Genomic DNA, 24,893 nt, shown 5'->3' on the forward strand with positions numbered 1-24,893 from the left:
GCGCGACGCTACCGCTCGTCGGGGTCGGGCAGGAGGTACGCGGGGGGGTCCTCCCACGAGGGCACCGTCGCCGACGCCCGCCGGGCCAGGGTGCGGGCGGGGATGTCGCCCTGCCACAGCTCGCGGACCTGCCGGGCCAGCCCGTAGCCGTCCGGGGCCCGGACCACCGGAACGTCGAGGTCCTCGGTCGGCGCGGGGAGGAGGTCGTCGTTGGCGACGGGGATGACGTGCGAGAGCACCTGCTCCCCCGGGGACAGCTCGCGGATGGCGATGCCGCGCACCCGGTCCGGCCGTCGGGTCGTGAACTCGGTGTAGATCTTCGGGTCGTGCTGGCCGTCGTCGCCGACGAGCAGCCACTTGACGTGCGGCAGCTCACGGGCGAGGCGGTGCAGCTGCGCCGTCTTGTGCTCCTGACCTGACCGGAACCAGCCGGTGTTCGTCGGACCCCAGTCGGTGAGCAGCATCGGCCCGGGCGGGTAGCCGTTGCGGCGCAGGAACCGGGTGAGCCACGGGGCGGTGTTCCACGCGCCCGTCGACAGGTAGATGACCGGGGCGTCGGGGTGCGCGGCGAGCAGCTCGCGGTACATCGTGGCCATCCCGGGCACCGCCCGGCGGGCGCCCTCCGAGCGCACGAACGTGTTCCAGGCGGCGATCAGCGGCCGGGGCAGCGACGTCGACAGCACGGTGTCGTCGATGTCGGAGATGATGCCGTGCGTCACCGTCGTGCCGACGACGAGCACGGGCACGTCGATCGTCTCGGCCTTCGGCGACCCGATGTAGATGTGGTGCCACCCCGGCGCGAGCCCGTGGCCGCGCACCGTGAGGTCGATGAAACCCCCGCGGTCGGTGCGCGTCGTGATGATCCGCTCGTTGACCCGCACCGTCACCGGCTCGTCGACGGCCGGGGTGGAGAAGAACGCCCGCCACCCGCGCGTCTCGAGCTCGACGGCCCGCAGCCGGGCCGCGTAGGTGGGAGCGTCCGGCTCGTCCTCCGGCCGGCCACCGGTCAGGATGACGCGGCCGAACACGCGCAGCTGCGACACGCTCCCGTACCCCGTGAGGGGCACGAGCCGGGTCACCCAGCCGCGGGAGCGCAGGACGTCGGCCTTGCGCCGGTTGTAGGCGTCCTCGAGGAGCGCTGCGGCGTGCGGTCGCGGCATGGTCCGGGTTCCGGGGCAGCCCTAGGCGGACCCCGGCTCCTCCCCCGCGACGACACCGGTGACGATCTGTTGGGCGAGGGCCCGGACCTTGACGTTGCGGTCCTGGGAGGTCTTGCGCAGCACCTCGAACGCCTCGTGCTCGGGCACGCCCCGCATCGCCATGATGACCCCCTTGGCCTGCTCGATGACCGCGCGGCTGGCCATCGCCTGCTCGAGCTGGCCGGCGAGCCGGCGCGCCCCGTCGAGCGCGCAGACCGCGACGACGGCGTCGGCACAGCGCGACGCCGCGACCCGCACGAGCGAGGCGTCGACGTCGTCGAAGGCGTGCGGCGCCCACCCGTAGAGGTTCATCGCCCCGACGCACTCCTCGCCGCTCACGAGTGGCAGCGCGAACAGGCTCCGCAGGCCCTCCTCACGGCACTCGCGGGCGAAGGCCGGCCAGCGCCCGTCGTCGACGACGAGGTCGTCGACGCGGTACTCCCGTCGGCCCCGGGCGGCGTCGAGGCAGGGCCCCTCGTCGAGGGCGTACTGCACGGCGTCGACCTCGAGGGTCTGCACCGTCGTGTACGCGGCGGTGTGCGGGCGCCCGGCGCTGAGGATCGTCACCCCGACCTCGTCGCACCCGGCGACGTGCCGGCGGACCGCATGGACGACCCGCTCGAGGTACTCCGAGAGCTGCTCCATCGACTCGAGCACGCCACCGATGTCGCTCGTGAGCGCCTCGAGGGCAGCCCGGTGGGAGAGGGCGTCGGGAGGGACGGCGGTCACGGGGTTCGACATGGGCAGGCCTCCGGGGGACGGGACGGGACCAGTATCCACGCGCCGGCCCGCCCGTGGGCGACCTGCGACCATGGGGCGGTGCCGCCCCCGCACCGCAAGCGCTCCCCGAGCGCGCCCCGTGGCTACTTCGCCTGGGAGGCGAGCGGGCTGCGCTGGCTCGCCCGCGCCGGTGGCGCCGCCGTCGTCGAGGTGCTCGACGTGGGCGACGACCACCTCGACCTCGTCCGCCTCGTCGAGGCCCCGCCCGCGCCCGCGCACGCCGACGCCCTCGGGCGCGCGCTGGCGGTGACGCACTCGGCCGGTGCGACGGCATACGGCAGCGGCCCGCCCGGCTGGGCGGGCGACGGCTGGCTCGGTCCGCTCAGCGAGCCGCTGCCCTTGCCCCTCGGGACGTGGGACGCGTGGGGGCCCTTCCTCGCCCGGGCGCGGCTGGCGCCGCTCGTGCGCCTCGGTCGCGACCGCGGCGTCCTCGACCCGGATGCCGTCGCCGTCCTCGAGCGGCTGGCCGACACCGTCGCGGCGGGCCGGTTCGACACCGGCGAGCCACCGGCCCGCCTCCACGGCGACCTGTGGTCGGGCAACGTCGTGTGGACGGCCACCGGCGCGGTGCTCGTCGACCCCGCCGCGCACGGCGGGCACCGCGAGGCCGACCTCGCGATGCTCGCCCTCTTCGGCTGCCCGTACCTCGAGAGAATCCTCGCGTCGTACGACGAGGCGGCCCCGCTCGCCGACGGGTGGCGGGACCGGGTGCTGCTCCACCAGGTGCACCCGCTGCTGCTCCACGCGGTGCTCTTCGGTGGTGGCTACCCGGCCCGCACGGTGCGGGCGGCGCGGGCCTACGCGTGAGCCGCGGGGCCTACGGCCGGTCGTTGCGCGGTCGGTGGGCCACCTTGCGGTCGGTGAGCAGGATCCACACGGCGAGCGCGACCCCGGCGACGACGGCGAAGAGGAAGAAGGCCATCGCGATCGCCGGGTAGCCGAACCACAGGGTCGTCGAGGGCACCCGCATCATGAGCGAGGCCCCGAGCACGGTCGCGGCGATGACGATGCCGAGGGTGATCCGGTTGGCCACCCGCTGGAGCACGGTGTGCAGCCGCTCCTCGTCGATCGCCTGGACGCGGATCGAGAACTCCCCCTCGGCGAGGGAGTCCATGATCCGGTTGGCCCGCTTCGGGAGCTGGGAGGTGAACTCCTTCGCCTCGATGGCGGCAGCGACGATGCCCCCCGGGGAGACCTGCAGCCCGCCGGCGAGGATCTGCGAGACGTTGTCGCGGATCGCCTCCGCCGGCTCGAACGACGGGTCGAGGTGCAGCGTCGCCTGGTCGAGGTTGAGCAGGGCCTTGCCGATCATCGACATCTCCGCCGGCGGGCGCAGGCCGTGGGTGCCCGAGAGCCGGCTCAGCTCGACGAGCACCGTGCCGGCCTGGATCCCCGAGCCCGAGGCAACCGCCTCGGAGACGAGGTGCGAGACGTCGCCGCGGAAGGCCGCCGCGTCGTAGCCGTCGAGCGGGTGGCCCATCGAGGCGAGGACGAGGGCGGCCTCCTCGCCGTCGCCGTCCATGATCGCCAGGAGCAGCTTGACGACGCGGTCCTGCAGCCGCGGGGGAACCGTCACGACCATGCCGAGGTCGAGGAGGGCGAGCCGGCCGTCGGTCGTGAGCATGAGGTTGCCGGGGTGCGGGTCGGCGTGCAGCACACCCTTGTCGAGCATCATCCGCAGGTAGCACTGGAAGAGCTGCTCGACGATGGGGCGGGTGTCGTAGTCCATGAGCCCGAGCGGGCTGACGTCGGTGACCTTGCGCCCGTCGATGCGCTCCATCGTGAGCACCCGGGGGCGGCAGTGGCCGACGACCGGCTCCGGCACGGTGATGAGGTCGTAGTCCTCGGTCAGCTCGACGAACCGCGCGAGGTTGCGCGCCTCGCGCAGGTAGTCGAGCTCGCCGGCGAGGGTGCGGCGGAACTCGGCGAGCAGCTTCGCGAAGCCGTACCGCCGCCCGACGTCGGTGCGGCGGTCGGCGAGCTCGGCGAGCCGGGCCATCGTCTCCATGTCCGCCCGGACGACCTCGCGCGCATCGGGGCGCTGCACCTTGACGACGACCTCCCGGCCGCTCGGCAGCACGGCCCGGTGCACCTGGCCGAGCGAGGCGGCCGCGACCGGCTCCTCGTCGAACTCGGCGAAGACGTGCCGCAGGCCGACGCCGAAGTCCTCCTCGATGACCTGCTTGACGTCGTCGAACGGGATGGGTGCGACGGAGTCCTGGAGGGAGGCGAGGGCGGTGGTGTAGGACGCCGGCAGCAGGTCGAAGCGCGTCGACAGCAGCTGGCCCAGCTTGATGTACGTCGGGCCCATCGCCTCGAGGTCGGCGGCGAACCGCCGGGCCTTGTCCTCCTCGCCGAGCGGTGCGTCGTCGGCGACCGCGAACTCGTCGAGGCCGGCCCCGGAGACGAGGTCGGAGCGTCCGTACCGCAGGAGCAGGGCGGTCAGGCGGGCGTAGCGGGAGGCGGCGTCGGTGAGCGTGGCCATGACCCCATCATGCTGGCTCCCGGGCCGCGCACCGGAGGCGGGCCGGGTCACTGCGGGGCCGCGCACCGGAGGCGGGCCGGGGTCACTGCCCGGCGCGCTCCTGCGCGACGCGGGCCTCGACGACCCGGCGCACGACGTCGTCCGGCAGCGGTGCCCCGGGCTGGAAGCGCAGGGTCGAGCCCGACCACCGCACGCCGCCCAGCGCATCCGCCATCCCGGCGAGCAGGTCGGGTCGCATCGTGATGAGGCTCAACCCGGACCTCGACGCGTTGAGGGCGAGGAGCGGCCGGGAGAGCACGAAGGTGGGCACGCCGTACGAGATCCGTTCCGTCGCGTCGGGGACGAGCTCGCGGATGCGGGCCCGCAGGGCGAGCAGCTCGTCCCGCTGGTCCGCCGGCAGGCGCTCGAACCACGCCTCGACGTCCTTCACGCTGTCGTCCACGGTGTCGTCCACGGTCACTCTCCGGATCACTCAGGGGCAGGCGCAGGGGATGGACGCGCAGCGCGGGCACCCGGCGGCATACCGCTGCACCGCGGCGGCGAGGTCGACGTCCATCTGGTTCGCCAGTGACGCCACCCAGGCGAGGACGTCCGCGAACTCGTGCTCGCGCTGCGCCGGGCTGCCCTTGCGCACCGCCTGGGCGAGCTCACCGACCTCCTCGGCGAGCCAGGCGACGGTGCTCGGCACCCCGCGCTCGCGGTCGCGCTCGCCATAGGTGCGCTCGATGACGTCCTGGAGGCTCGCGAGGTCCATGCGCGGCAACCTACCCGCCCGACGATCGCCCCCCACCGGCACAAGGGTCGGACAAGGCGGGGTCAGGGCCCCGATGTCTCCGAGGCTTGTTCGTCGCCCGGTCGAAAGAGTCCCCTGAGCCGCCCGGGCGGGCCCGCGACATCAGTTCAGCGACGCCCCGCCCGGCGAGGGCGGCGTCGGGACGGCGCCGAAGCGCCCGACGATGGCCGTCTCCCGGCGCAGGAGGGCGAGGACGGTGCGCAGCCGGGTCGCGGCGTCGGCGCCCTCGAGCACCCGCTGCCGGTCCCGCGGGTCGAGCGCCATCCGCTCGGCGACCCGGTAGGCCAGCTGCCCGGGGCTCGCCTCGACCGGCTCGGCCTGCACGCCGAGGCCCGCGAGGTAGGACTCGTGCTCGCGCAGCACCCGTGCCGACAGTTCGGCGACGGCCCCGTCGGGGTGGACCGGGTCGACGGGTGGCTCCTCGAGGAAGGCCACCCGGCCGGTCGTCCAGGGGGTCTGCGCGTCGGGGTCGACCCCGTCGAGGCGGAAGCGACGCACGCCCGTCGCCACGAGGTGCACGACCGGGCCGGCCGGGCCGTCCGCGAGGGCCATCGCGTCGACCCTTGCCTCGCACCCGATCTCGTGCAGGTCGCGGACCGCGTCGCTCCCCACCTCGTGCCCGGTTCGGATGAGCGCGACGCCGAAGCGGCGGTCGTCCTCGGCGCGCTCGGCGAGGGTGCGCGCCAGCTCGAGGTAGCGCGGCTCGAAGAGCTGGAGCGGCAGCCGCCCACCGGGCAGCAGGACGGTGCCGAGCGGGAAGAGGGCGAGTGACGGCATACGCCACTGTAGGCGTCCGCCGCCGGGCGGTGCCGCGCACCGATTCGGGGGATGCCGGTCCCGTCCCGTAGGCTGTGCGACGCGGCCCGCCCTCTGCCTCGGGCTGCGTTCTCTTTGATGTCGATGCCTTCGCGTCGGGACCACGCTCCCGACACGGCGCCGCGGCCCAGAGCCCCGCCCGGCAGAACATCCCGCGTCGTCGCCGACCACCGTGTCCGCGCCGACCCCCGAACCACGAAGGACCCCCATGTCCAGCACCACCTTCGGCACGCTCGGCGTGCCCGCCCCCCTCGTCGAAGTGCTCGCCGCCCAGCGGATCACGACCCCGACGCCGATCCAGGCCGCGACCCTGCCCGACTCCCTCGCGGGTCGCGACGTCCTCGGCCGCGGCCGCACCGGCTCGGGAAAGACGCTCGCGTTCGTGCTGCCGATGCTGACCCGCCTGTCGCAGAGCACGACCCGCCGGATGCCGGGCCGTCCCCGCGCGCTCGTCCTCGCCCCGACCCGTGAGCTCGCCACCCAGATCGACGAGGCCCTCGCCCCGCTCGCGGCCCGCCTCGGCCTCACCTCGCGCACCGTCTTCGGCGGTGTCGGGCAGAACCCGCAGGTCTCGGCCCTGCGTCGCGGCGTCGACGTCGTCGTCGCCTGCCCCGGTCGGCTCGAGGACCTCATCGGCCAGGGCCACGTGTCCCTCGACGCCGTCGAGGTCACCGTCATCGACGAGGCCGACCACATGGCCGACCTCGGCTTCCTCCCCCAGGTGCGCCGGCTCCTCGACGCCACCCCCCGGCGCGGCCAGCGGATGCTCTTCTCCGCGACGCTCGACGCCGGCATCGGCGTCATCGCGAACCGCTACCTCCACGACCCGGTGACCCACGAGGCCGACTCGGCCCAGTCGCCCGTCGCGACGATGGCGCACCACGTCCTCCACGTCACCCCCGACGGCCACCTCCCGGTCCTCCTCGACCTCGTCGCAGCACCGGGACGCGCCGTCGTGTTCACCCGGACGAAGCACCGCGCGAAGAAGCTCGCGCGCCAGCTCAACGGCTCGGGCGTGCCCGCGGTCGAGCTGCACGGCAACCTGAGCCAGAACGCCCGTACCCGCACGATGGACGCCTTCCACTCGGGCGCCGCCCGCACCCTCGTCGCGACCGACATCGCCGCGCGCGGCATCCACGTCGACGACGTCGCCCTCGTCATCCACGCCGACCCGCCGGTCGAGCACAAGGCCTACACCCACCGCTCCGGCCGCACCGCGCGCGCCGGCGCCTCCGGGACCGTCATCACGCTCATGACCGACGACCAGGTCCGCGACGTGCGCGACCTCACCCGCAAGGCCGGGGTGCGCGCCACGACGACGCGCGTCCACGCCACCCACCCGCTGCTCCAGGAGCTCGCGCCCGGCGACCGCTCGTTCGAGGGCGGGTACGCCGCCCCGGTGGCCGTCGCGTCCCCACGCCGCGGCTCCGGTTCCGGTTCCCGCTCGGGATCGGGCTCCGGATCACGCTCGGCATCCGCCGCCCGCTCGGGCGCCGGCTCCGCCGGCGGCTCCGGGCAGCGCCGTCGCGGCCCGGGGGGTCCCGGTAGCACGGCCCGGGGCGGGTCCGGCGGCGCCGGCCGGCCGGCATCCTCGCGTCCGGCCCGCTCGGCGGCCTCGTTCTCCGAGGGCGCCGGCGGCCGCTCCCGCTGACGCGGGACCGCACAGCCGCGGCGGCTACGGTCTGCTGTCCATGGACTGGCTCGGCGAGGTGTGGGCCCGGGTGCTGCCCGAGCAGGTCGTCGCCCTGTCCGGCGCGCCCGTCGTCGCCGTCCTCGTCGCGGCGCTCGTGGCCGTCGCCGTCGAGCCGCTGTGGCGGGTGCTGCGCCTCGGCGTCACCCTCGTCCACGAGCTCGGCCACGCGAGCGTCGGCATCCTGGCCGGCCGCCGCTTCACCGGGTTCGTCCTGCGCGGTGACATGTCCGGCCACGCCGTGACGGTGGGCCCCGCCCGCGGGCTCGGGCGCGTGCTCACGACGTGGGCCGGCTACCCCGCCCCCGCCGTCGTCGGTGCGGCCGCCGTCTGGCTCGCCGTGCGCGGCTGGTCGGCCCCGGTGCTGACCGTCGTGCTCGCGGTCCTCGTCGTCGCGGCGCTGCGGGCCCGGTCGGCCCTCACCGGGGCGGTCGTCGCGGTCGCCGTGCTCGGCGCGGGCGCGCTGTGGTGGGCGGGCGACGCCCGGCTGCAGGCCCAGGTCGTCGTGGCCGCCGGTGTCGTGCTCCTCGTCGGTGCGTGGCGCCACCTCGCCGCGGTGCTCACGACGCCGGATGCCGGCACGAGCGACCCGGGCGTGCTCGCGCGCCTCACGCGCGTCCCGAGGGCGGTGTGGAACGCGACCTTCGTCCTCGTGCTCGCCGGGGCGTCGTGGGTGGCCGGGAGCACCGTGCTCGACGCCTCCGGCATCCTCGCCTGAGCCCGCTCGCCCGGGCACGCTCGCGCCGATCGCCCCGGGCGTAGGCTCCGGCTGGAGGTTCCCACCACCCGGAGGTGCCCGTGCCCGGCCGAAGCAGCTACACCGCGGACGAGGTCGAGGCCTGCCGGGCGAACGCCGACGCGCTGCTCGCCGCCTGGGAGGCGAACGACGTCGACGACACCACGCTCGAGAACCTCGTGTTCGCGCAGGCCGTCGTGGCCCTCGACGCCTGGTTCGCGCACCGGCTGCGCACCCTGGAGGGCACGGGCGGCAACCCGATGAACGAGGTGCGGGTGCTCGCCGACTCGATCGTCGGCAACGACGGCCGGCTCCGGCTCGCCGACGGCATCCGGTGGGCTCCCGAGCGCACGGTGCTGCGCCTCGCGGCCGGGGACGAGGTGCTCGTGTCCGCCGACGACTACGAGCGGCTCGCCGGGTCCTACCTCGCGGCGATCGAGGCGACCTACGTCGATCCCGCCTCCTGAGGCCCTTCGCGGGCACCCGGGTCTAGCGTGGGGGCATGGCATACGAGTACAGGGTCGTCGAGCTCCGCGAGAAGATGATCGGCGGGAAGGTGTCTGGCGACCGGCTGCAGAAGCTGCTCAACGAGAACGCCGCCCAGGGCTGGCAGCTCAAGGCGATCACGTCGGCCGACGTCAAGGGACGGGTCGGCCCCGGCGGCGTCGAGGGGCTCCTCGTCACCTTCGAGCGTCAGGTCTGAGCCGGCACGACCTCGACGTGCGGCCGGCGCTGCCACAGCGCCCAGTCGTCGCTGACGTCGGCGGCCGTGCGCCGCAGCATCGGGAGCAGCTCGTCGAGGAGCCGCTCGGTCGAGGTCTCGGCGGCGTGGACGGTGATGTTCATCGCCGCGCGCACGGCGCCCGTGCCGTCGCGCACCGGCACGGCCACCGAGCGCACCCCGGGTGCGAGCTCCTCGTCGGCGAGTGCCCAGCCGCGGGCCCGCACGCGCGCCAGCTCGTCGTCGAGCTCCTCACGCGGACGCACGAGGTGGCCGCGCAGCCCGGAGCGGCTCGGCTGCTCGAGCACGGCGTCGAGGTCCGCCGGGTCGAGCGCGGCGAGCAGCACCTTGCCCTGCGACGTCGGCGGGGCGGGGAAGCGCGTGCCGACCTCGACCCGCAGGGCGATGATCTTGGGCACCGACACCCGGGCGACGTAGACGATGTCCGAACCGTCGAGCTGGGCCATCGACGAGGACTCTCGGGTCTGCGCGACGAGCGCCTCCATCCGGGGCCGGGCGATCTCCCACAGGCCGAGCGAGGACGCGTAGGCCGTGCCGAGGGCGAGGACCCGCGGCGTCAGCGAGAAGACGCCGTCCCGTGACCGGACGAAACCGAGCTCCTCGAGGGTGAGCAGGAGCCGACGAGCCGTCGGACGGGCCAGGCCGGTGGCCTGCGCGACGTCGCTCAACGACATCTGCGGGCGGTCCGGCCCGAACGCGGAGATGACGTCGAGGCCTCGTGCCAGCGCCTCGACGAAGTCGGGTCCCTGACCTCGCCCGGCCATCACGCCTCCTCGATCGTCGCCGCGCGGTGCTCGCGCGCGCGCCGCACCCTACGCTCCTCGGTCCTCCTCGCCGGCGCCGGGCTCGCCGAAGACGGTGCCCCGCGCCCGCGTCGTGTCGGTGCGGAACTCGGTGTACTGGTAGGGGTTGTCGAGGACCTTGCCGTCGTCCTCCGGCAACGCGGGGTTCATGCCGGCCGTCCACGCCTCGTCGCCCATCGCGTCGACGAGGTGCTCGACCGTGGCCTCGGCCCGACAGCGCAGGTCGGCGAGGTCGCACCCGACGAGGGCCCCCTCGTGCTTGACGACCCGGCCGTCGACGAGCACGGTGTGCACGTCGCCGCGCTGGGCCTGGAAGGCGACGTGACCGTACGGGTTGAGCAGCGGGAAGGACACCGGCGAGCGGTCGTTGCGGATGAGCACGACGTCGGCCTTGGCCCCGGGCACGAGCCGGCCGATCTCGTCGCGGCCGAGGGCCCTCGCGCCGCCGCGGGTCGCCCAGTCGACGACGTGCTCGGCCCGCAGGTGCACGTTGGTCACCGTGTCGCCGGCGGCGTGCGCCTCCAGGTGCTCGCGCGAGCGGTCGGCGCCGAGCGTCGTGCGCATCGCCGAGAACAGGTCGCTGCTCCACCACACGCTCGTGTCCATCGACAGCGACACCGGGATGTCGTGGCGGCGCAGCTGCCACGTGGGCGGGTAGCCCTGGCCGGCACTCTGCTCCGACTCGGTGGAGACCGACGCCGAGCCCCCCGTGGCCGCGATGCGGTGGTAGGAGTCGGTCGACAGGGTGGCGGCGTGGACGTAGACGCTGCGCTCGTCCATGAAGCCGTTCTCGTGCATGAGGCGGATGCCGTCGTCGTTCGTCGCGCCCCAGACCCCGGCGTGCGTCGTGACCGGGAGGTCGAGCTCGCGCGCCACCTCGAAGGCCGGGCGCTCGGGGAAGGCGGGGTCCCCGGTGACGTCGAAGGCCAGCTGCCAGCCGTAGAGGTCGCCCCGCCGGCGCTCGAGGAAGGAGTGCACCGCCGGGTCGGCCGTCCACTCCCACGGGCCGGCCTGGATGTTGCCGTAGGCGAGCACGAAGCGCCCGGGCACCGCCTGGAGCGCGTCGACCGCGGCCTCGGCGTGCTCGACGGTCTGCAGCCCGTGCGACCAGTCGACGGTCGTCGTCACGCCGGCCTCGAGGGCGTCCCAGGCGGAGAGCAGGTTGCCGGTGTGCACGTCCTCGGGCCGGAACTGGCGACCGTGCTCGAGGTAGTACCAGACGAAGTACTGGGTCAGGGTCCAGTCGGCGCCGTAGCCGCGCATGGCGGTCTGCCACATGTGCCGGTGGGTGTCGACCATGCCGGGCATGACGATGCCTCCGGTCGCGTCGACCTCGAGGGCCCCGTCCGGCGCGGTCAGCCCGTGACCGACCTCGGCGACGCGGTCCCCGACGACGAGGACGTCCCCGCCGGTGAGCACCGTGTGGGCGTCGTCCATCGTGAGCACCGTGGCGTTCCGGAACAGCACCGGACGACCCTCGGCCACCTCGTCGTGAGCCATGACCTCTCCCGTTCCCGTCGGGCGGACGGATGTCCGCTGGGCGGCGCCATCGCGCCGTGACCCCACTGTCAGCGCGCGGGCCCGCCGCTGTCAAGACCTTGGACGGACCCGGCATCCGCCCCGTTCTCGCTCTTGACACGGCGGAGGTGAGGCGGTGAGACTCGACGAACCGACTTGACGGACAGTTGTCCGTTTTGTGACGACGAGACGAGGAGGGGCGGCGATGGCTGAGCGCACCGGGCCACTGGCAGGGCTGCTCGTCGCCGACTTCTCCCGCATCCTCGCGGGGCCCTACGCGACGATGCTGCTCGCCGACCTCGGGGCGGAGGTCGTCAAGGTCGAGTCCCCGGGCGGCGACGACACCCGCACCTGGAGCCCTCCCGTGCGCGACGGCGTCTCGACGTACTACCTCGGCGTCAACCGCAACAAGCGGTCGGTCGCGCTCGACCTGCGGGACGCCGACGACCGCGCGGCCGCCCAGGAACTCGCCCGCCGCGCCGACGTGCTCGTCGAGAACTTCAAGCCGGGGGGCCTGGCCCGGTTCGGGCTCGACCACGCGAGCGTCTCGGCGACCAACCCCCGCGTCGTCTACGCCTCGATCAGCGGGTTCGGCAGCGGGCCCGGGGGCCGCGACCTGCCCGGCTACGACCTCATGGTGCAGGCCATCTCCGGCCTCATGAGCCTCACCGGTGACCCGGACGGCCCGCCCTACCGGGCCGGCATCTCGGTCTTCGACGTCATGGCCGGCCTGCACGCGACGATCGGCGTGCTCGCCGCCCTCAACGCCCGGCGCGAGACCGGTGTCGGCCAGCACGTCGAGGTCAACCTGCTCTCGTCGGCCCTGTCCGGGCTCGTCAACCAGTCGAGCGCCTTCGTGGCCGGGGGGGTCGTGCCGTACCGGATGGGGAACAGCCACCCGAGCCTGTTCCCCTACGAGCCGCTGCCCTGCGCCGACGGCGACCTCATCGTCACCGCCGGCAACGACGGACAGTTCCGCCGGCTCGTCGAGGTGCTCGGTGTCCCCGAGCTCGCCGACGACCCGCGCTTCCTCGGCAACGAGGACCGCACGGCCCACCGCGACGAGCTGCGCCCGCTCCTCGTCGAGCGCCTCGCGACCCGCACGGCGGCGGAGTGGTTCAGCGACATCACCGCGGCCGGCGTGCCGTGTGGGCCGATCAACACCGTCGACGGCGGGGTCGCCTTCGCCGAGTCGGTCGGCCTGGACCCGGTCGTCGTCGTCGGTGAGGGTGACGCCGCGGTCCCGTCGGTGCGCCACCCGATCCGGCTGTCGGCCACCCCTGCTGACTACGTCCTGCCGCCGCCGGCGCTCGACGAGCACGGTGCCGAGATCCGCCGCTGGCTCGCCGAGCCCACACGGCCCGGCACGGAGGGAGACGCATGACGACCTACCCGACGTCCCTCGGCACCTCGAGCGCCGACGAGATCCGGCTCCTCGGACAGGACCTCACCGCCGACCTCATGGGGAAGGTCGGCTTCGGCGAGCTCGCGTTCTGGCTCGTCGCGATGCGCCGCCCCACCGCCGGGGAGACCCGGGTCTTCGAGGCGGTGCTCGTCGCGCTCGCCGACCACGGCTTCACCCCGACGGCGATCGCGGCCCGGCTCACCTACCTGTCCGCGCCGGACTCGCTCCAGGGTGCCCTCGCGGCGGGCCTGCTCGGCGGTGGGTCCCGTTTCCTCGGTGTCACCGAGGACTGCGGGGCCTTCCTCCACGCCGTCGTCACCGACCTCGGCGAGGACCTCCCCGTGACGGACGAGCAGTGGGATGCCGTGGCCCTGGATGCCGTGCGCCGCACCCGGGAGGCGGGCCGGTACGTCCCGGGCCTGGGCCACCCGGTGCACAAGGACGGCGACCCCCGGACGCCGGTGCTCATCGCGCTGGCCGAGGAGGAGGGCCTGCGCGGCCCGCACCTGCGGCTCTTCGAGGCGGTCGGTCGCGTGCACGAGCAGGTGCTCGGCCGGCGGCTGCCGCTCAACGGCGCCGGCGTCTGCGGGGCGGCGCTGGCCGACCTCGGCCTGCCGGTCGAGATGCTGCGCGGGTTCGCCCTGCTGGCCCGGGCCGCCGGGCTCCTCGGCCAGATCGCCGAGGAGCGTCGTCGCCCCATCGGCATGGACGTCTACCTCGCCGTCGACCGCGCCGCGGAGTACGTCGACCCGACCGCCCCGTAACCCCGGAAGGAGACCCGCCATGGCGAAGGTCGTCGCCGTCATCGCCTCGACGCACCACCCCTTCTACTACCGTGCGAGCACCGCGGTCGGGGAGGAGCGACCACCGTTCGCGGACGAGTGGGTCGCCAAGATCGAGCGGTTCCGCGAGACCCTGACCCGGGCCCGTCCCGACGTGCTCGTCATGGTCGGCAGCGACCACTTCCACCAGCTGTGGCTCGACAACATGCCGCAGTTCCTCGTCGGCAAGGCGCCTGCCTACGACGCCAACTGGTACAACGAGGAGCGCGAGTTCGGCCTGCCGCGGTTCCGGCTCGACGGGCACGAGGAGCTCTCGTCGCACATCCTGCGCGGCGGCCTGGACTCCGGTTTCGACCTCGCCTTCAGCAACGAGCTGCGGATCGACCACTCGATCACCTGCCCGATCATCACCCTAAGGCCGCAGGCCGACCTGCCGATCGTGCCGATCTACACGAACATCTTCGCGCCGCCGCTGCCCCAGCCGAGGCGGTTCGTCGAGCTGGGCCGCACGATCCGCGAGCTCGTCGAGTCGTGGCCGAGCGAACAGCGGGTCGCGATCATCGGCACCGGGCACCTGTCCCTCGAGCTCGGCGGCCCGCGCCAGTTCGGGCCACACGGCCCGGACCCCGAGTTCGACCACCGCGCCGTGCAGTGGATCGCGAACGGCGACCTCGACGGCTGCCTGCGCGAGGTGACCCTCGACAGCCTCCACCTGCCCGGCAACGCGACCCACGGCTTCATGGACTTCATGCTCATGATGGGCGTGGCCGGGGAGAACGCGAGGGCCGATCACGTGGACTCCCTCGACCTCTTCCACACGATGGAGGCCTACTTCACCTGGTACCCGAACGGAGCGCCGGCATGAGCACGTACCTCCTCGACAAGTTCCTCTACACCGTCGACCGCGACCCCGACCTCGTCGAGCGCTACCGCGAGGACCCTGCTGGGCTCGTCGCGTGGTGGGAGGCCACGCAGGCCAACCGCATCCTCAACGTGACCGACGGCGAGGCGAGCACGTGGCTCGCGTTCACCGACGCGGAGCGGGCCGCGCTCGTCGGGCACGACCACGTGGCGCTGTTCGCGATGGGCGCCCACCCGTTCCTCACCCTGACCCTGTTCATCGCGATGTTCGAGCGCGACCACCCCGAGCCGTTGTCGTACCAGAAGGGCTACGGCGCGGCCCTCGCCCACTTCTCCCTGCCGTACCCCGACATCGCGACCTGACCGTGCGCGCCGCGACCATCACCGCCCACGGCCGGCCGCCGGAGGTCCTCGACCGCCCCGACCCGGTGCCGGGCGACGGCGAGCTGCTCGTCGCGGTGACCGCCGTGCCCATCACCCCGCTCGACGTGCTCTGCGCGAGCGGCACGTCGTACTTCGGTGCCCCGGCGCTGCCGTACGTGCCCGGTGTGCAGGGGGTCGGGGTCGTCCGCTCCGGAGATCCCGACCTCGTCGGCCGGCGGGTCTGGTTCCCGAGCCCGGCCGGCATGGCCCCCGGCGACGGCGGCCTCGCCACCCTGGCCGTGGCCCGGGCCGCCGAGACGGTCGTCGTCGAGGCCGACCTGCCCGACACGACGGTCGCGGCCCTCGGCCTGTCGGCCGTCGCGGCGTGGGAGGTCCTCGAGGGGCGTGCCGCGCTGCGTCCCGGCGAGCAGGTGCTCGTCCTCGGCGCCGGCGGCGTCGTCGGTCAGGTGGCGGTGCAGGCCGCCCGGGTGCTCGGGGCCCGGCGGGTCGTGGCCGCGGCCCGCTCGCAGACCGGCCGGGACCGGGCCGCCGCCTGTGGTGCCGACGCGGTCGTCGACCTGCCCCCGGACGAGGATGCCGGCTCGCTCGCCGAGCGCCTGCGCGCCGCGTGCGACGGGCCGGTCGACGTCGTCGTCGACCCGCTCGCCGGTGTCCCGGGGACCGCCGCCGTCCTCCTCCTCGCCGACGGGGGCCGGCTCGTCAACCTCGGCAGCAGCGCCGGCCCGGCGCTCTCGGTCGACTCGGCGACGCTGCGCAGCCGGACGGCATCCGTCATCGGCCACACGAACAACGCGCTGACCGACGCCCGGCGCCGGGCCGTCTTCGGCATCGTGCTCGAGCACGCCGCGGCCGGGCGCATCGGGGTGTCGCACGACGTCGTCGACCTCGACGACACGCCCGCGGCGTGGGCCGAGGTGGCGGCCGGCCGGGCCGACCGTCGGGTCGTCGTCAGGCCCTGAACCGTCTTCCTTTCGCCCGTCGTCGCGCGCGCCACGCCGCCCAGGCACCGGTCGACCACAGCGCCGCGGCGACGAGGGCCGGCTGGAGGAACAGCCGGACGAGCCGTGCCGAGTCGGTCTCGAGCCCGAAGGCCGCGGTGCCCGTGACGTACTGGCTCACGTTCCCGGGGAAGACGGCGACGAGGAACGCGGCGGTCACCCAGCCGACGAGCGGCCGGTGGCGCCGGGGGGCGAACGCGAGCGCCGCCGCCAGGGCGAGCTCGACGACCCCGCTCACGGCGATGACCGCCTCGGGCCACGGCATCCACGGTGGGACCTGGGCGCGGAACGCCTCGGCCGCGGTGAAGTGGCCGACCCCCGCGACCGCGAAGAGCACGGCGAGGAGCCAGCGGACCACCGCGCGCGGGACTGCGTCGCGGCGCTCGTCCGCGGCCTCCGGGCGCCCCGACGCGGCGGGCGCGGTCTCGTCAGGTCCGGTCATGACCCGACCCAACCACACCCGGGAACGAGGGCGGGGCAGGCCCGAAGGCCTGCCCCGCCATCAGCGGTAGCGCATCAGCGGCGGACCCGCAGGGTGCCAGTGTCGGTCTGCCCGGTCTCGGGGACCGTCACGGTCACGGTGTACGAGCCGGGGGCCAGGCCCTTCGTGCTGAGCTCGTACAGCCAGGTGCCGTCGACGTACGCCATGGTCCCGGTCCGCACGATGGTGCTGCCGGAGGTCACGGTGACGGTCGGAACGAGGTCGGTCGGCTCCGAGCCGTCGCAGTCGCGCAGGTCGACCTTGACCGGAACGGTCGAGCCGCTCTTCGCGGTGACGCTGCCGTTCTTGAACGGCGCCGTGATGCCGGATGACGTGTACTCGACGGTGATCTCAGCCGTCGTCGAGTACGTGTGACCGTGCTCGTCCGTGACCGTGGCGGTGGCGGTGTAGACGCCCGCGGCCGTGTAGGTGTGACCGAACGTGACGGGGGACGACGCAGACGACGCCGAGCTGTCGGGCGTGCCGTCACCCCAGTCCACCGACACCGCGTGGGTGTCGCCCGTGTACCGCGCGGGGTGGGTCACCGTGAGGCTGGTGTTGCCGTCACCGCACCCGACCCGGTCGTCGGCGAAGGCGGCCTCGAGCGGCGCCGGCGTCGGGGACAGCCCGACGACGATCGGGTCGTGGTCCGAGACCCGGAACTCGTCCGGTGCGTACAGCGAGGTGATGAGGTTCGCCGACTTGAAGTCGGTGTTGTAGTCGAGCGCCGACGGCTCGTCGGCGTTGATGTGGTACTCGGTGACGTCCGTGACCTGGCTCAGCAGGCCGGCGCTGCCGAGCGCGTGGTCGAGGTAGCCCCACTGGCCGTCGAAGACGTACGAGTAGGCGTCCTGTCCGACGTGCTCGGCGACGAGGTTGGTGTACCCGGCCTCTTCGAGGGCGACGATCGGGTCCTCCTTCGCGTACGAGTTGAGGTCGCCGAGGATGAGCGTGTCGTCCTCGCCGGTGCCCGTCGGGTCGTCGGCCAGCCAGTCGGCGAGCTCGTTCGCCGCGTTGGTGCGCACGACGTTGCAGTTGCCCTGACCGTCACCGGCGTCGGGCACGGCGCAGGCCGACCCCTTGGACTTCAGGTGGTTGACGTCGGCGACGAACGTGCCGCCGGTCGCGTTGACCTCGAAGGCCTGGGCGAGCGAGGGACGGCTTCGCGCCGTGTTGTCGCCGCCGTTGACGAACGCGGCCGTGTTGAGGACAGCCGTCGTCCCGATCGGGGTGACGACGGACGGCTTGTAGATCATGCCGACCTTGATGGCGTCGGTACCGAGCGCGTTGACGCCGTTGGCCGGCGTGTCGGCATTGATGAAGGCGTAGGGGCCCACACCGGGCGTCGCGTTGAGCTTGTCGACGAGGTGCGCGATGGCGCTGTCCGGGCCGTAACCGTCGTTCTCGATCTCGTTGACGCCGAGGACGTCGGCGTCGACCTTCGCGATTGCGGCAACCGTCTTCGGCCACTGGCGGTCGAACTCGGCCTGGGTGTCTGCACCACGACAGTCCGCCGGCGCGCCACCGACACCGAAGCTGCAGTTGTCGACGACGTTCGGCCCCGTGGTCGCGTCAGGCAGCCCGTCGAAGGTGTTGAAGTAGTTGAGCAGGTTCATGGCGCCGACCTGGACGTCGCCGCCGACGTCCGCGCGCTGGGTCGGACGGGGGTTGGCGGGCTGGAAGTCGTACTCACCGGCGAGTGCCTGCACGGGCCGCACCCGGAAGGCGTTGCCGCTCGCCGAGTTGCCGGCCCAGGTGTACGTCATGACGCCGGTCAGGTCGTCGATGGTGTCGCCGCCCCTCAGGGTGTTGCTCGCGGACAGCGGCTGGCCACCGCGCCCGAAGACGATGGGGTCGGGGTTCTGGACCTGCGAGGCGTCGTCGACGATGACCTTGTTGAGGTTGTTCGCCGCTTGGAGCGAGAGGGCCGGAGCCCCGGGGGCCACGACGTTCGTCGGCTGGTCGAGGCGCTCCCCACCGGAGACGACGACCTGGCCGAAGCGGCCGAGCTGGAAGTGCTCGGTGACGTACAGGGTCTGGGGATAGGTGACGAGCATGCCCTCATAGCGCTCGTACGCCGTGGCGCTGTCCATGGGGAGGGCGACGCCGGTCGGTTCGACGGTCCCGGTACCGGTGACGGTGACGGTCGAGCCGCCCCCGAACTGGGTCTGGCCCTGGAACTCGCTCACCGAACCGGTCACCACGACGGCGTCGCCGAGAGCAACCGAGTTGGAGCTTCCGTTGAAGACGAAGATGCCGTCGGACGTCGCGGAGTCGCCATCACCGGCATCCTGCACGTAGAAGCCACGCAACGCGGGGGGAGCACCCTCGTAGTCGCCGACGACGACCCCGCTGACGGTGCAGACCTGCCCAGCCCCGAGAGCCAGGTCCTCGGTACCCTGGATCCTGCCGATCTCGATCGGCGCCGCGGTGCACTGGGGGACGACCTTGAACGACGAGGTGGCGTCCGTCGCCATGGTGTCGGGCGGGTCGGTGGCGTCCAGGTCGGTGACCAGGTCCTTGTCGACGGTCAGGGTGCACCGGGCGCCCTCCTCGAGGTCGGCGTCGGGGTTGACGGTGAACGTCTCCGGGCCGCCGGTCACCACGGCGGTCACGGGAGCGTCCGCACACGTCAGGGCGATCGCTCCGGTGGCGAGGTTGACCGGCTCGCTGAACGTCACGCTCGCGTCGACCGTCGGGAACGCCGTTCCGGTGTTCGCGGGGGTGATCGAGGAGACCGAGGGCGCCTCGTCGCCAGGCGGCTCGGAGCCGCAGGACGCGCTGTGGGAACCGAGGCCGCCGAAGGTGTCGGCCGCGTAACCGTCCCACTCGATGGCTGGGTCGAAGGCATTTGTGGGATCTGTGTCCCCCACGCAGATGGTGGACTTGCGGCGCAACGTGTTGTCGGCTGTGCTCGTGAGGCCGCTTCCCCACTCTGTCGTCGGGTTGGAGGCGATCTGCCCGATGGAGTCGAGAACCACGGTGCCCTTGCGGAGTACCACCGTGTCGTTGCCGTTGTACCAGCCTGACCCGTTCGTCTGGTCGGCCTGCTCAAGGACCGCTGAGACGGATGCGGACTGGGCGACGACGTAGACGTCGTTCGCGGCCACCGTGCCGGTCAGGTTGATCGTCACGCCGGCCGTGGTGTTGGCATTGCTAAACATCTGGATGCTGTAGGAGGACGCGGCGAGGTCGATCGCCGACCCGGTCCCGTTGTAGATCTCCAGCGCCTTGCTGCTGCTTGATGAGCTGGACCCCTCGATGTACTCGGAGAGGAACAAGTCCCCGGCTGCGGCCTGCGCGGCGGTGGGTACCAGGGCGACGGGGGTGACCACCGCGAGGGCGCCGACGGCGACCTTCGCGACGAGTCGGCGGAACGACGAACGGGCCATGCGTCCTCCAGATGTGTCAAGCGGGGGGACCAGCCACAGACGCGACGCCACGCCCCGCACGAGATGCGTCGCGAACGTAGCACCGCGCGACGACGTTGGCGACCTCGCCGACAGGCCGATCGCCGAACGGCCGGTGAACGGTCGTCGTCGCAGGTCACGGCACGGCTCGCGCTGCTCCCGGACCTCCCTCCCCACTCGGTCGGGTGCTGAGGTGGTCGCCGGGACAGCCACCTCAGCACCCAAAGCGGGAACAGTGCGAGAGTGGTCGCCGTGAGCGGTGTACCAGAGACGACGAGCGACTCGACAGGCGCGACGACGAGCGACCCGAAGGGCTTCGACGGCATCCCCGCCGACGCGCTCGACTTCTACGACGACCTCGCCGTCGAGAACAGCCGGGCCTGGTGGCTGGCGCACAAGGACCGGTACACGGCCTCGGTCCGGCGCCCGCTCGAGGCGCTCCTCGACGCCCTCGAGGACGAGTTCGGACCGGCGCACGTGTTCCGCCCGAACCGGGATGTGCGGTTCAGCGCGGACAAGTCCCCGTACAAGGACCACCAGGGCGCCTTGGCGACGACGGTGCCGGGTATGGGCTTCTACGTTCAGGTGGCGGCCGAAGGCCTCATGACCGGCGGCGGCTTCTACCCCACCGGGTCCGACCAGCTCCCGAGGCTTCGAGCGGCCATCGACGCCCCGGTATCAGGCCAGGCGTTGCAGCGGATCACGGACGGGCTCGCCGCCGACGGCTTCGAGCTGGGCGGGGACAGGGTCGCCACCCGACCGCGCGGAGTCGCCGCCGACCACCCACGGCTCGAGCTCATGCGGTTCAAGAACCTCGTCGCGGCCCGACGCCACGGCGCGCCTGCCTGGCTGTCGACACCCGAGGCCGTCGAGCACGTGCGGGCCGACTGGCGCGCCGTGCGCCCACTCGTCGAGTGGCTCACCGAGCACGTCGGGGCGACCGCGCAGCCACGCGGGAGGTGACGCGGCCGGCATCCGAGAGCGGCCGGCATCGGAGGAGACGCGGCCGGCATCCGAGACGGCCGGCATCCGGTCAGGTCACGGGCCACACGATCCGGGTGGCCCACTGAGCCGGGTCACCGGTCGGCTCGCTGAGGTACTCCTCCCACATGTCCGCGCGCGGCGTGAGCTCACGCTCGGCCATCCATGCCTGGACCTCGGCGTAGGTGGCCGGCATCGCGTCGTAGGGACCCACGTGGACGGCCACGACACCCCGGCCCCCGGGGCGCTCGGTGACGGTGACGCCACCGTCGGGAACGTGGACGTCGCCGGAGACCGGGAAGCCCGCGGCCACGTCGACCGTCTCGCCCGGCATCCCGTGGTACCAGCCGAAGGGCGGGCCGGCGATCGCACCGCCTGCCTCGGGGACGGCCCGGGCGACCCGCTCGAAGGCCTCGCTGAAGAAGCCCGTCAGGTCGCCCATCGGCACGACACGGCGCACCATCGCCACGGTCTCGGGCGGTACCTCGGTGAGCTCGACGTCAACCATCGGGTGCCCCTCTCTCTCACCCTCCAGACTCGCAGCGGACCCCGCCACGCACCAGCGCCCGAGCCTGTCTTCCCCATCACGCCACCGGCGCCTACCGTGGGTGGACGACGACGAGGAGGCGGCGATGGCAGGCTCGGCGGACCGCACGACCCGACCGACGGATGCCGACGTCACGGCATACCTGGATGCCGTTCCGGACGCGCGGCGTCGGGCCGACGCCCTCGAGGTCCTCGACCTCATGCGCCGGGCCACCGGGGCCGAGCCGCGGATGTGGGGACCCTCGATGGTCGGGTTCGGTCGCCAGCCGTACCGCACGGCCGACGGCAAGGAGCGCGAGTGGTTCGCCGTGGGGCTCGCGCCGCGCAAGGCGGCCCTGACGCTGTACGGCCTGACGTCGTACGGCAGCAACACCGACCTCCTCGAGCGGCTGGGTCGGCACACGACGGGCAAGGGGTGCGTGTACGTCAAGCGTCTCGACGACGTCGACCGCGACGTGCTCACCGAGCTCGTGCGACGCGCCTGGGACGAGAACAACGACACCCCCTGCTGAGCCACCCCGGAAGCCTCGCCGGCCCGCCCCCCGACCCCCACCGACCCCGCGACCCCACCGCCGCGACGGCAGGTGGAAGGGGAGGGTCTCCGCCTGGGGGACAATCGGGGGCGATGACCCTCACCGACCGCCTCACCGGCGCCTCCGCCGCCGGCGCGGACGGGGCCTTCGACGTCTTCCTCGACTGGGCGGGTGAGCGGGGGTTCAGCCTGTACGCCGCCCAGGAGGAGGCGGTGCTCGCGCTCGCGAGCGGGGCGCACGTCGTGCTCGCGACGCCGACCGGGTCCGGCAAGTCGCTCGTCGCCGTCGCCGCGCACGCGCAGGCCCTCGCCGAGAAGCGGCCGAGCTGGTACACCGCCCCGATCAAGGCGCTCGTCAGCGAGAAGTTCTTCGCGCTCGTCGAGATCTTCGGCGCCGAGCAGGTCGGCATGCTCACCGGGGACGCCGCCGTCAACCCGACGGCCCCGATCATCTGCGCGACGGCGGAGGTGCTGGCCAACCACGCCCTGCGGGACCGCGAGCTCGTGGACATCGGGCTCGTCGTCATGGACGAGTTCCACTTCTACACCGAGCCCGACCGGGGATGGGCGTGGCAGGTGCCGCTGCTGCTCATGCCCGACACGCAGTTCCTCCTCATGTCGGCGACGCTCGGCGACACCCGCCCCTTCGAGGCGGACCTCACGCGCCGCACGGGTCGTGAGACGGTCCCGGTCACCGGCGCCGAACGGCCTGTGCCACTGGAGTTCTCGTGGGTTCTGACGCCCGTGCACGAGACGCTCGAGCTGCTGCTGCGTGACGACCGGGCGCCGGTGTACGTCGTCTCGTTCACCCAGGCCGCGGCGGTGGAGCAGGCCCAGGCCCTCGCGAGCGTCGACATCGTGTCGTCGGCGCGCAAGGCGGCGATCAAGGATGCCGTCGGCCACTTCCGCTTCGGGAAGGGCTTCGGCGCGACGCTGCGCCGGCTCGTCCTGCACGGCATCGGCGTGCACCACGCGGGCATGCTGCCGAAGTACCGCCGGCTCGTCGAGACGCTCGCGCAGGCCGGCCTGCTCGCCGTCATCTGCGGCACGGACACGCTCGGCGTCGGCATCAACGTGCCGATCCGCACCGTGCTGCTCACGTCGCTGACGAAGTACGACGGGCGCAAGCAGCGGGTGCTGCGGGCGCGCGAGTTCCACCAGATCGCGGGGCGCGCGGGGCGGGCCGGGTTCGACACCGTCGGCTACGTCGTCGTGCAGGCCCCCGAGCACGTCGTCCTCAACGCCAAGGCCCTCGCCAAGGCGGGCGAGGACCCGAAGAAGCGGCGCAAGGTGGTGCACAAGAAGCCGCCCGAGGGCACCCTGACCTACACGGAGTCGACGTTCGAGCGGCTCGTCCTGGCCCAGCCCGAGCCACTCACGTCGAAGATGCGGGTCAACCACGCGATGGTGCTCAACGTCCTCGACCAATGGGAGGGCCAGCAGGCCGCGCTGCACACGCTGCTCCTCGACAACCATGAGGAGCCAGGGCGGCGCGACGCACTCGTCGAGCGGGCGGTGCAGGTGCTGGGGTCGCTGCTGCGGGCCGGCGTCGTCGAGCCGGACGACGGGTCGACCCTCGAGGACTGGCTACCCGCAGAGTCGACGATCGCGCCGGATGCCGTTGCCGCCGTTGGCGATTCATCGTCTCCGGGTGCGGTGGGCGGGTCCGAGGCGGATGGCATCCGGGAGGCGACGGCGGGCGACCTCGGGCCGATCGGCCGGCTCCTCGCGGCGGCCGGGCACTCGGTCGAGGCCGAGGCCGCCGCGTCGACCGGGACGGTCGAGGCGACGGAGGCGGAGGCGCCGGCGGGGGCGCCGGCGAAGGCCGAGCCGGCCGAGTCGTCCCGGCCGGCCGAGCGGTCACGGCTCGAGGCGTTCGTGCGGGGGGAGGGCCGGCGCTACGCCGAGGGCCCGTTCCAGGTCGCGCTCGAGCTCCAGGACGGGTTCGCGCTCAACCAGCCGTTGTCGGCCTTCGCCCTGGCCACCCTCGAGATGCTCGACCCCGGGGCGCCCGGCTACGCGCTCGACGTCGTGAGCGTCATCGAGGCCACGCTCGACGACCCTCGACAGGTGCTCATGGCGCAGCGTTTCGAGGCGCGGGGGCAGGCCGTCGGGGCGATGAAGGCCGACGGGATGGACTACGAGGACCGGATGGACGCCCTCGACGACGTCACCTGGCCGCGGCCGCTCGCCGAGGAGCTCGAGACGGCGCTGCGGGTCTACCGGCAGCGGCACCCGTGGGTCGACCCCCGCGACCTGTCGCCGAAGTCGGTGGTTCGCGAGATGTACGAGCGGGCGATGACGTTCGGGGAGTTCGTGGCACACCACAAGCTGTTCCGCGCGGAGGGGGTCGTGCTGCGCTACCTCACCGACGCCTACCGCGCGCTGCGCTCGACGGTGCCGACGTCGGCGCGCACCGAGGAGCTCGACGACATCGTCGAGTGGCTCGGCGAAGTCGTGCGGCACACCGACTCGAGCCTGCTCGACGAGTGGGAGGCACTCGCGAACCCCACCGATGAGCCGGCCACCGAGGTGCGTGCGCCGTCGGAGAACCGGGCGTTGTCGGCCAACGCGCGCGCGCTTCGGGTCATGGTGCGGCAGAGCATGTTCCGTCGGGTCGAGCTGTTGGCACTCGGTCGGTTCGCCGCCCTGGCCGCGCTAGACGGCGGGCTCACCGAGGAGGAGTGGCGGGCCGCGACCGCGGGCTACCTCGCGGAGTACGGGGAGCTCGGGACGGGTCCGGAGGCGCGCGGGCCGGCGCTCTTCCACGTCGTCGAGGAGGGCGACGTGTGGCACGTCGCCCAGGTCCTCGACGACCCCGAGGGCGACCGCGACTGGCGGATCACCGCCGAGGTCGACCTCCCAGCGACCGACGAGGCGGGCGAGCTCGTGCTCGTCGTCACCGGCCTCGGCCCGGCCTGAGGTGGCTGGCCCCGACCACGCCACGACCC

General features: G+C 73.4%; 24 protein-coding genes. 13 read left to right on the forward strand and 11 right to left on the reverse strand.

Features of this window, described 5'->3' with window-relative positions; all coding sequences use genetic code 11:
* Window positions 1-8: 8 nt before the first annotated feature.
* Entirely contained in the window at window positions 9-1,160 is a 1,152-nt protein-coding gene (locus tag ABD899_RS08650; protein WP_345204689.1) for an App1 family protein phosphatidate phosphatase, read from the reverse strand.
* A gap of 21 nt (window positions 1,161-1,181) precedes the next feature.
* Window positions 1,182-1,940, reverse strand: a complete 759-nt coding sequence (locus ABD899_RS08655; protein ID WP_345204691.1) for a GAF and ANTAR domain-containing protein — start codon at window positions 1,938-1,940, stop codon at window positions 1,182-1,184.
* Window positions 1,941-2,018: 78 nt separating this feature from the next.
* Between ABD899_RS08655 and ABD899_RS08660 the strand changes: the two genes are divergently transcribed.
* Window positions 2,019-2,786, forward strand: coding sequence for a fructosamine kinase family protein (locus ABD899_RS08660; RefSeq protein WP_345204692.1), 768 nt, complete (start codon window positions 2,019-2,021; stop codon window positions 2,784-2,786).
* 10 nt (window positions 2,787-2,796) lie between these two features.
* Here ABD899_RS08660 and ABD899_RS08665 read toward each other — a convergent pair whose 3' ends face one another.
* The 4 genes from ABD899_RS08665 to ABD899_RS08680 all read right to left on the reverse strand — a co-directional run bounded on the left by ABD899_RS08665 (window position 2,797) and on the right by ABD899_RS08680 (window position 6,034).
* The gene (locus ABD899_RS08665) at window positions 2,797-4,464 is read right to left on the reverse strand and encodes an ABC1 kinase family protein (protein ID WP_345204695.1); all 1,668 of its coding nucleotides are present in this window, start codon (window positions 4,462-4,464) and stop codon (window positions 2,797-2,799) included.
* Window positions 4,465-4,546: 82 nt separating this feature from the next.
* A complete protein-coding gene (locus tag ABD899_RS08670) occupies window positions 4,547-4,918 on the reverse strand; it encodes an iron chaperone (RefSeq protein WP_345204697.1) in 372 nt (123 codons plus the stop codon).
* An 18-nt stretch (window positions 4,919-4,936) separates the two neighbouring features.
* Complete coding sequence (locus ABD899_RS08675) at window positions 4,937-5,218, reverse strand: MazG nucleotide pyrophosphohydrolase domain-containing protein (RefSeq protein WP_345204699.1); 282 nt, start codon at window positions 5,216-5,218, stop codon at window positions 4,937-4,939.
* A gap of 141 nt (window positions 5,219-5,359) precedes the next feature.
* On the reverse strand, window positions 5,360-6,034 hold the full coding sequence (locus ABD899_RS08680) for an LON peptidase substrate-binding domain-containing protein (RefSeq protein WP_345204701.1): 675 nt from the start codon (window positions 6,032-6,034) through the stop codon (window positions 5,360-5,362).
* Between the two features lie 247 nt (window positions 6,035-6,281).
* Here ABD899_RS08680 and ABD899_RS08685 point away from each other — a divergent pair, with 247 nt between their 5' ends.
* The 4 genes from ABD899_RS08685 (at window position 6,282) to ABD899_RS08700 (ending at window position 9,202) form a co-directional block, all read left to right on the forward strand.
* On the forward strand, window positions 6,282-7,724 hold the full coding sequence (locus ABD899_RS08685; protein WP_345204704.1) for a DEAD/DEAH box helicase: 1,443 nt from the start codon (window positions 6,282-6,284) through the stop codon (window positions 7,722-7,724).
* 40 nt (window positions 7,725-7,764) lie between these two features.
* Entirely contained in the window at window positions 7,765-8,481 is a 717-nt protein-coding gene (locus ABD899_RS08690; RefSeq protein WP_345204706.1) for a M50 family metallopeptidase, read from the forward strand.
* Between the two features lie 80 nt (window positions 8,482-8,561).
* Window positions 8,562-8,966 (forward strand): hypothetical protein, encoded by a 405-nt coding sequence (locus ABD899_RS08695; protein WP_345204708.1) that lies wholly within the window; start codon window positions 8,562-8,564, stop codon window positions 8,964-8,966.
* Window positions 8,967-9,001: 35 nt separating this feature from the next.
* Window positions 9,002-9,202, forward strand: a complete 201-nt coding sequence (locus ABD899_RS08700) for a DUF4177 domain-containing protein (RefSeq protein WP_345204710.1) — start codon at window positions 9,002-9,004, stop codon at window positions 9,200-9,202.
* Here the strand turns inward: ABD899_RS08700 and ABD899_RS08705 are convergent.
* Together ABD899_RS08705 and ABD899_RS08710 are read right to left on the reverse strand one after the other, a co-directional pair.
* Window positions 9,193-10,005, reverse strand: coding sequence for an IclR family transcriptional regulator domain-containing protein (locus tag ABD899_RS08705; protein WP_345204712.1), 813 nt, complete (start codon window positions 10,003-10,005; stop codon window positions 9,193-9,195). The genes ABD899_RS08700 and ABD899_RS08705 overlap by 10 nt on opposite strands.
* A gap of 48 nt (window positions 10,006-10,053) precedes the next feature.
* Window positions 10,054-11,544, reverse strand: coding sequence for an amidohydrolase family protein (locus tag ABD899_RS08710; RefSeq protein ID WP_345204713.1), 1,491 nt, complete (start codon window positions 11,542-11,544; stop codon window positions 10,054-10,056).
* Window positions 11,545-11,767: 223 nt separating this feature from the next.
* Between ABD899_RS08710 and ABD899_RS08715 the strand changes: the two genes are divergently transcribed.
* From ABD899_RS08715 to ABD899_RS08735, 5 genes are read left to right on the forward strand one after another with little or no spacing between them, the layout of a single operon-like run.
* Complete coding sequence (locus ABD899_RS08715; RefSeq protein WP_345204716.1) at window positions 11,768-12,946, forward strand: CaiB/BaiF CoA transferase family protein; 1,179 nt, start codon at window positions 11,768-11,770, stop codon at window positions 12,944-12,946.
* Complete coding sequence (locus ABD899_RS08720) at window positions 12,943-13,731, forward strand: citryl-CoA lyase (RefSeq protein WP_345204718.1); 789 nt, start codon at window positions 12,943-12,945, stop codon at window positions 13,729-13,731. The genes ABD899_RS08715 and ABD899_RS08720 overlap by 4 nt, the downstream gene beginning before the upstream one ends.
* 19 nt (window positions 13,732-13,750) lie before the next feature.
* Window positions 13,751-14,614 carry a DODA-type extradiol aromatic ring-opening family dioxygenase gene (locus ABD899_RS08725; RefSeq protein WP_345204720.1) on the forward strand — a complete coding sequence of 288 codons (864 nt, stop codon included), beginning with the start codon at window positions 13,751-13,753 and terminating at the stop codon, window positions 14,612-14,614.
* Entirely contained in the window at window positions 14,611-14,973 is a 363-nt protein-coding gene (locus ABD899_RS08730) for a hypothetical protein (RefSeq protein ID WP_345204721.1), read from the forward strand. Before ABD899_RS08725 ends, ABD899_RS08730 begins: the two co-directional genes overlap by 4 nt.
* 2 nt (window positions 14,974-14,975) lie before the next feature.
* A complete protein-coding gene (locus ABD899_RS08735) occupies window positions 14,976-15,953 on the forward strand; it encodes a quinone oxidoreductase family protein (protein ID WP_345204722.1) in 978 nt (325 codons plus the stop codon).
* Here ABD899_RS08735 and ABD899_RS08740 read toward each other — a convergent pair.
* The gene (locus tag ABD899_RS08740) at window positions 15,943-16,434 is read right to left on the reverse strand and encodes a DoxX family protein (protein ID WP_345204723.1); all 492 of its coding nucleotides are present in this window, start codon (window positions 16,432-16,434) and stop codon (window positions 15,943-15,945) included. The genes ABD899_RS08735 and ABD899_RS08740 overlap by 11 nt on opposite strands.
* A gap of 74 nt (window positions 16,435-16,508) precedes the next feature.
* Window positions 16,509-19,865, reverse strand: a complete 3,357-nt coding sequence (locus ABD899_RS08745; protein ID WP_345204724.1) for an ExeM/NucH family extracellular endonuclease — start codon at window positions 19,863-19,865, stop codon at window positions 16,509-16,511.
* 270 nt (window positions 19,866-20,135) lie between these two features.
* On the opposite strand from ABD899_RS08745, the gene ABD899_RS08750 reads away from it, so the two are divergent.
* Window positions 20,136-20,846, forward strand: a complete 711-nt coding sequence (locus ABD899_RS08750) for a DUF2461 domain-containing protein (protein WP_345204725.1) — start codon at window positions 20,136-20,138, stop codon at window positions 20,844-20,846.
* A 70-nt stretch (window positions 20,847-20,916) separates the two neighbouring features.
* Here ABD899_RS08750 and ABD899_RS08755 read toward each other — a convergent pair whose 3' ends face one another.
* Window positions 20,917-21,372, reverse strand: coding sequence for a GyrI-like domain-containing protein (locus ABD899_RS08755; protein ID WP_345204727.1), 456 nt, complete (start codon window positions 21,370-21,372; stop codon window positions 20,917-20,919).
* Between the two features lie 124 nt (window positions 21,373-21,496).
* Between ABD899_RS08755 and ABD899_RS08760 the strand changes: the two genes are divergently transcribed.
* Window positions 21,497-21,922 (forward strand): DUF1801 domain-containing protein, encoded by a 426-nt coding sequence (locus ABD899_RS08760; protein WP_345204729.1) that lies wholly within the window; start codon window positions 21,497-21,499, stop codon window positions 21,920-21,922.
* Between the two features lie 113 nt (window positions 21,923-22,035).
* Entirely contained in the window at window positions 22,036-24,864 is a 2,829-nt protein-coding gene (locus ABD899_RS08765) for a DEAD/DEAH box helicase (RefSeq protein ID WP_345204731.1), read from the forward strand.
* Window positions 24,865-24,893 lie beyond the last annotated feature (29 nt).

This window comes from Fodinibacter luteus (genome assembly GCF_039541575.1).
GTDB lineage: Bacteria > Actinomycetota > Actinomycetes > Actinomycetales > Dermatophilaceae > Fodinibacter > Fodinibacter luteus.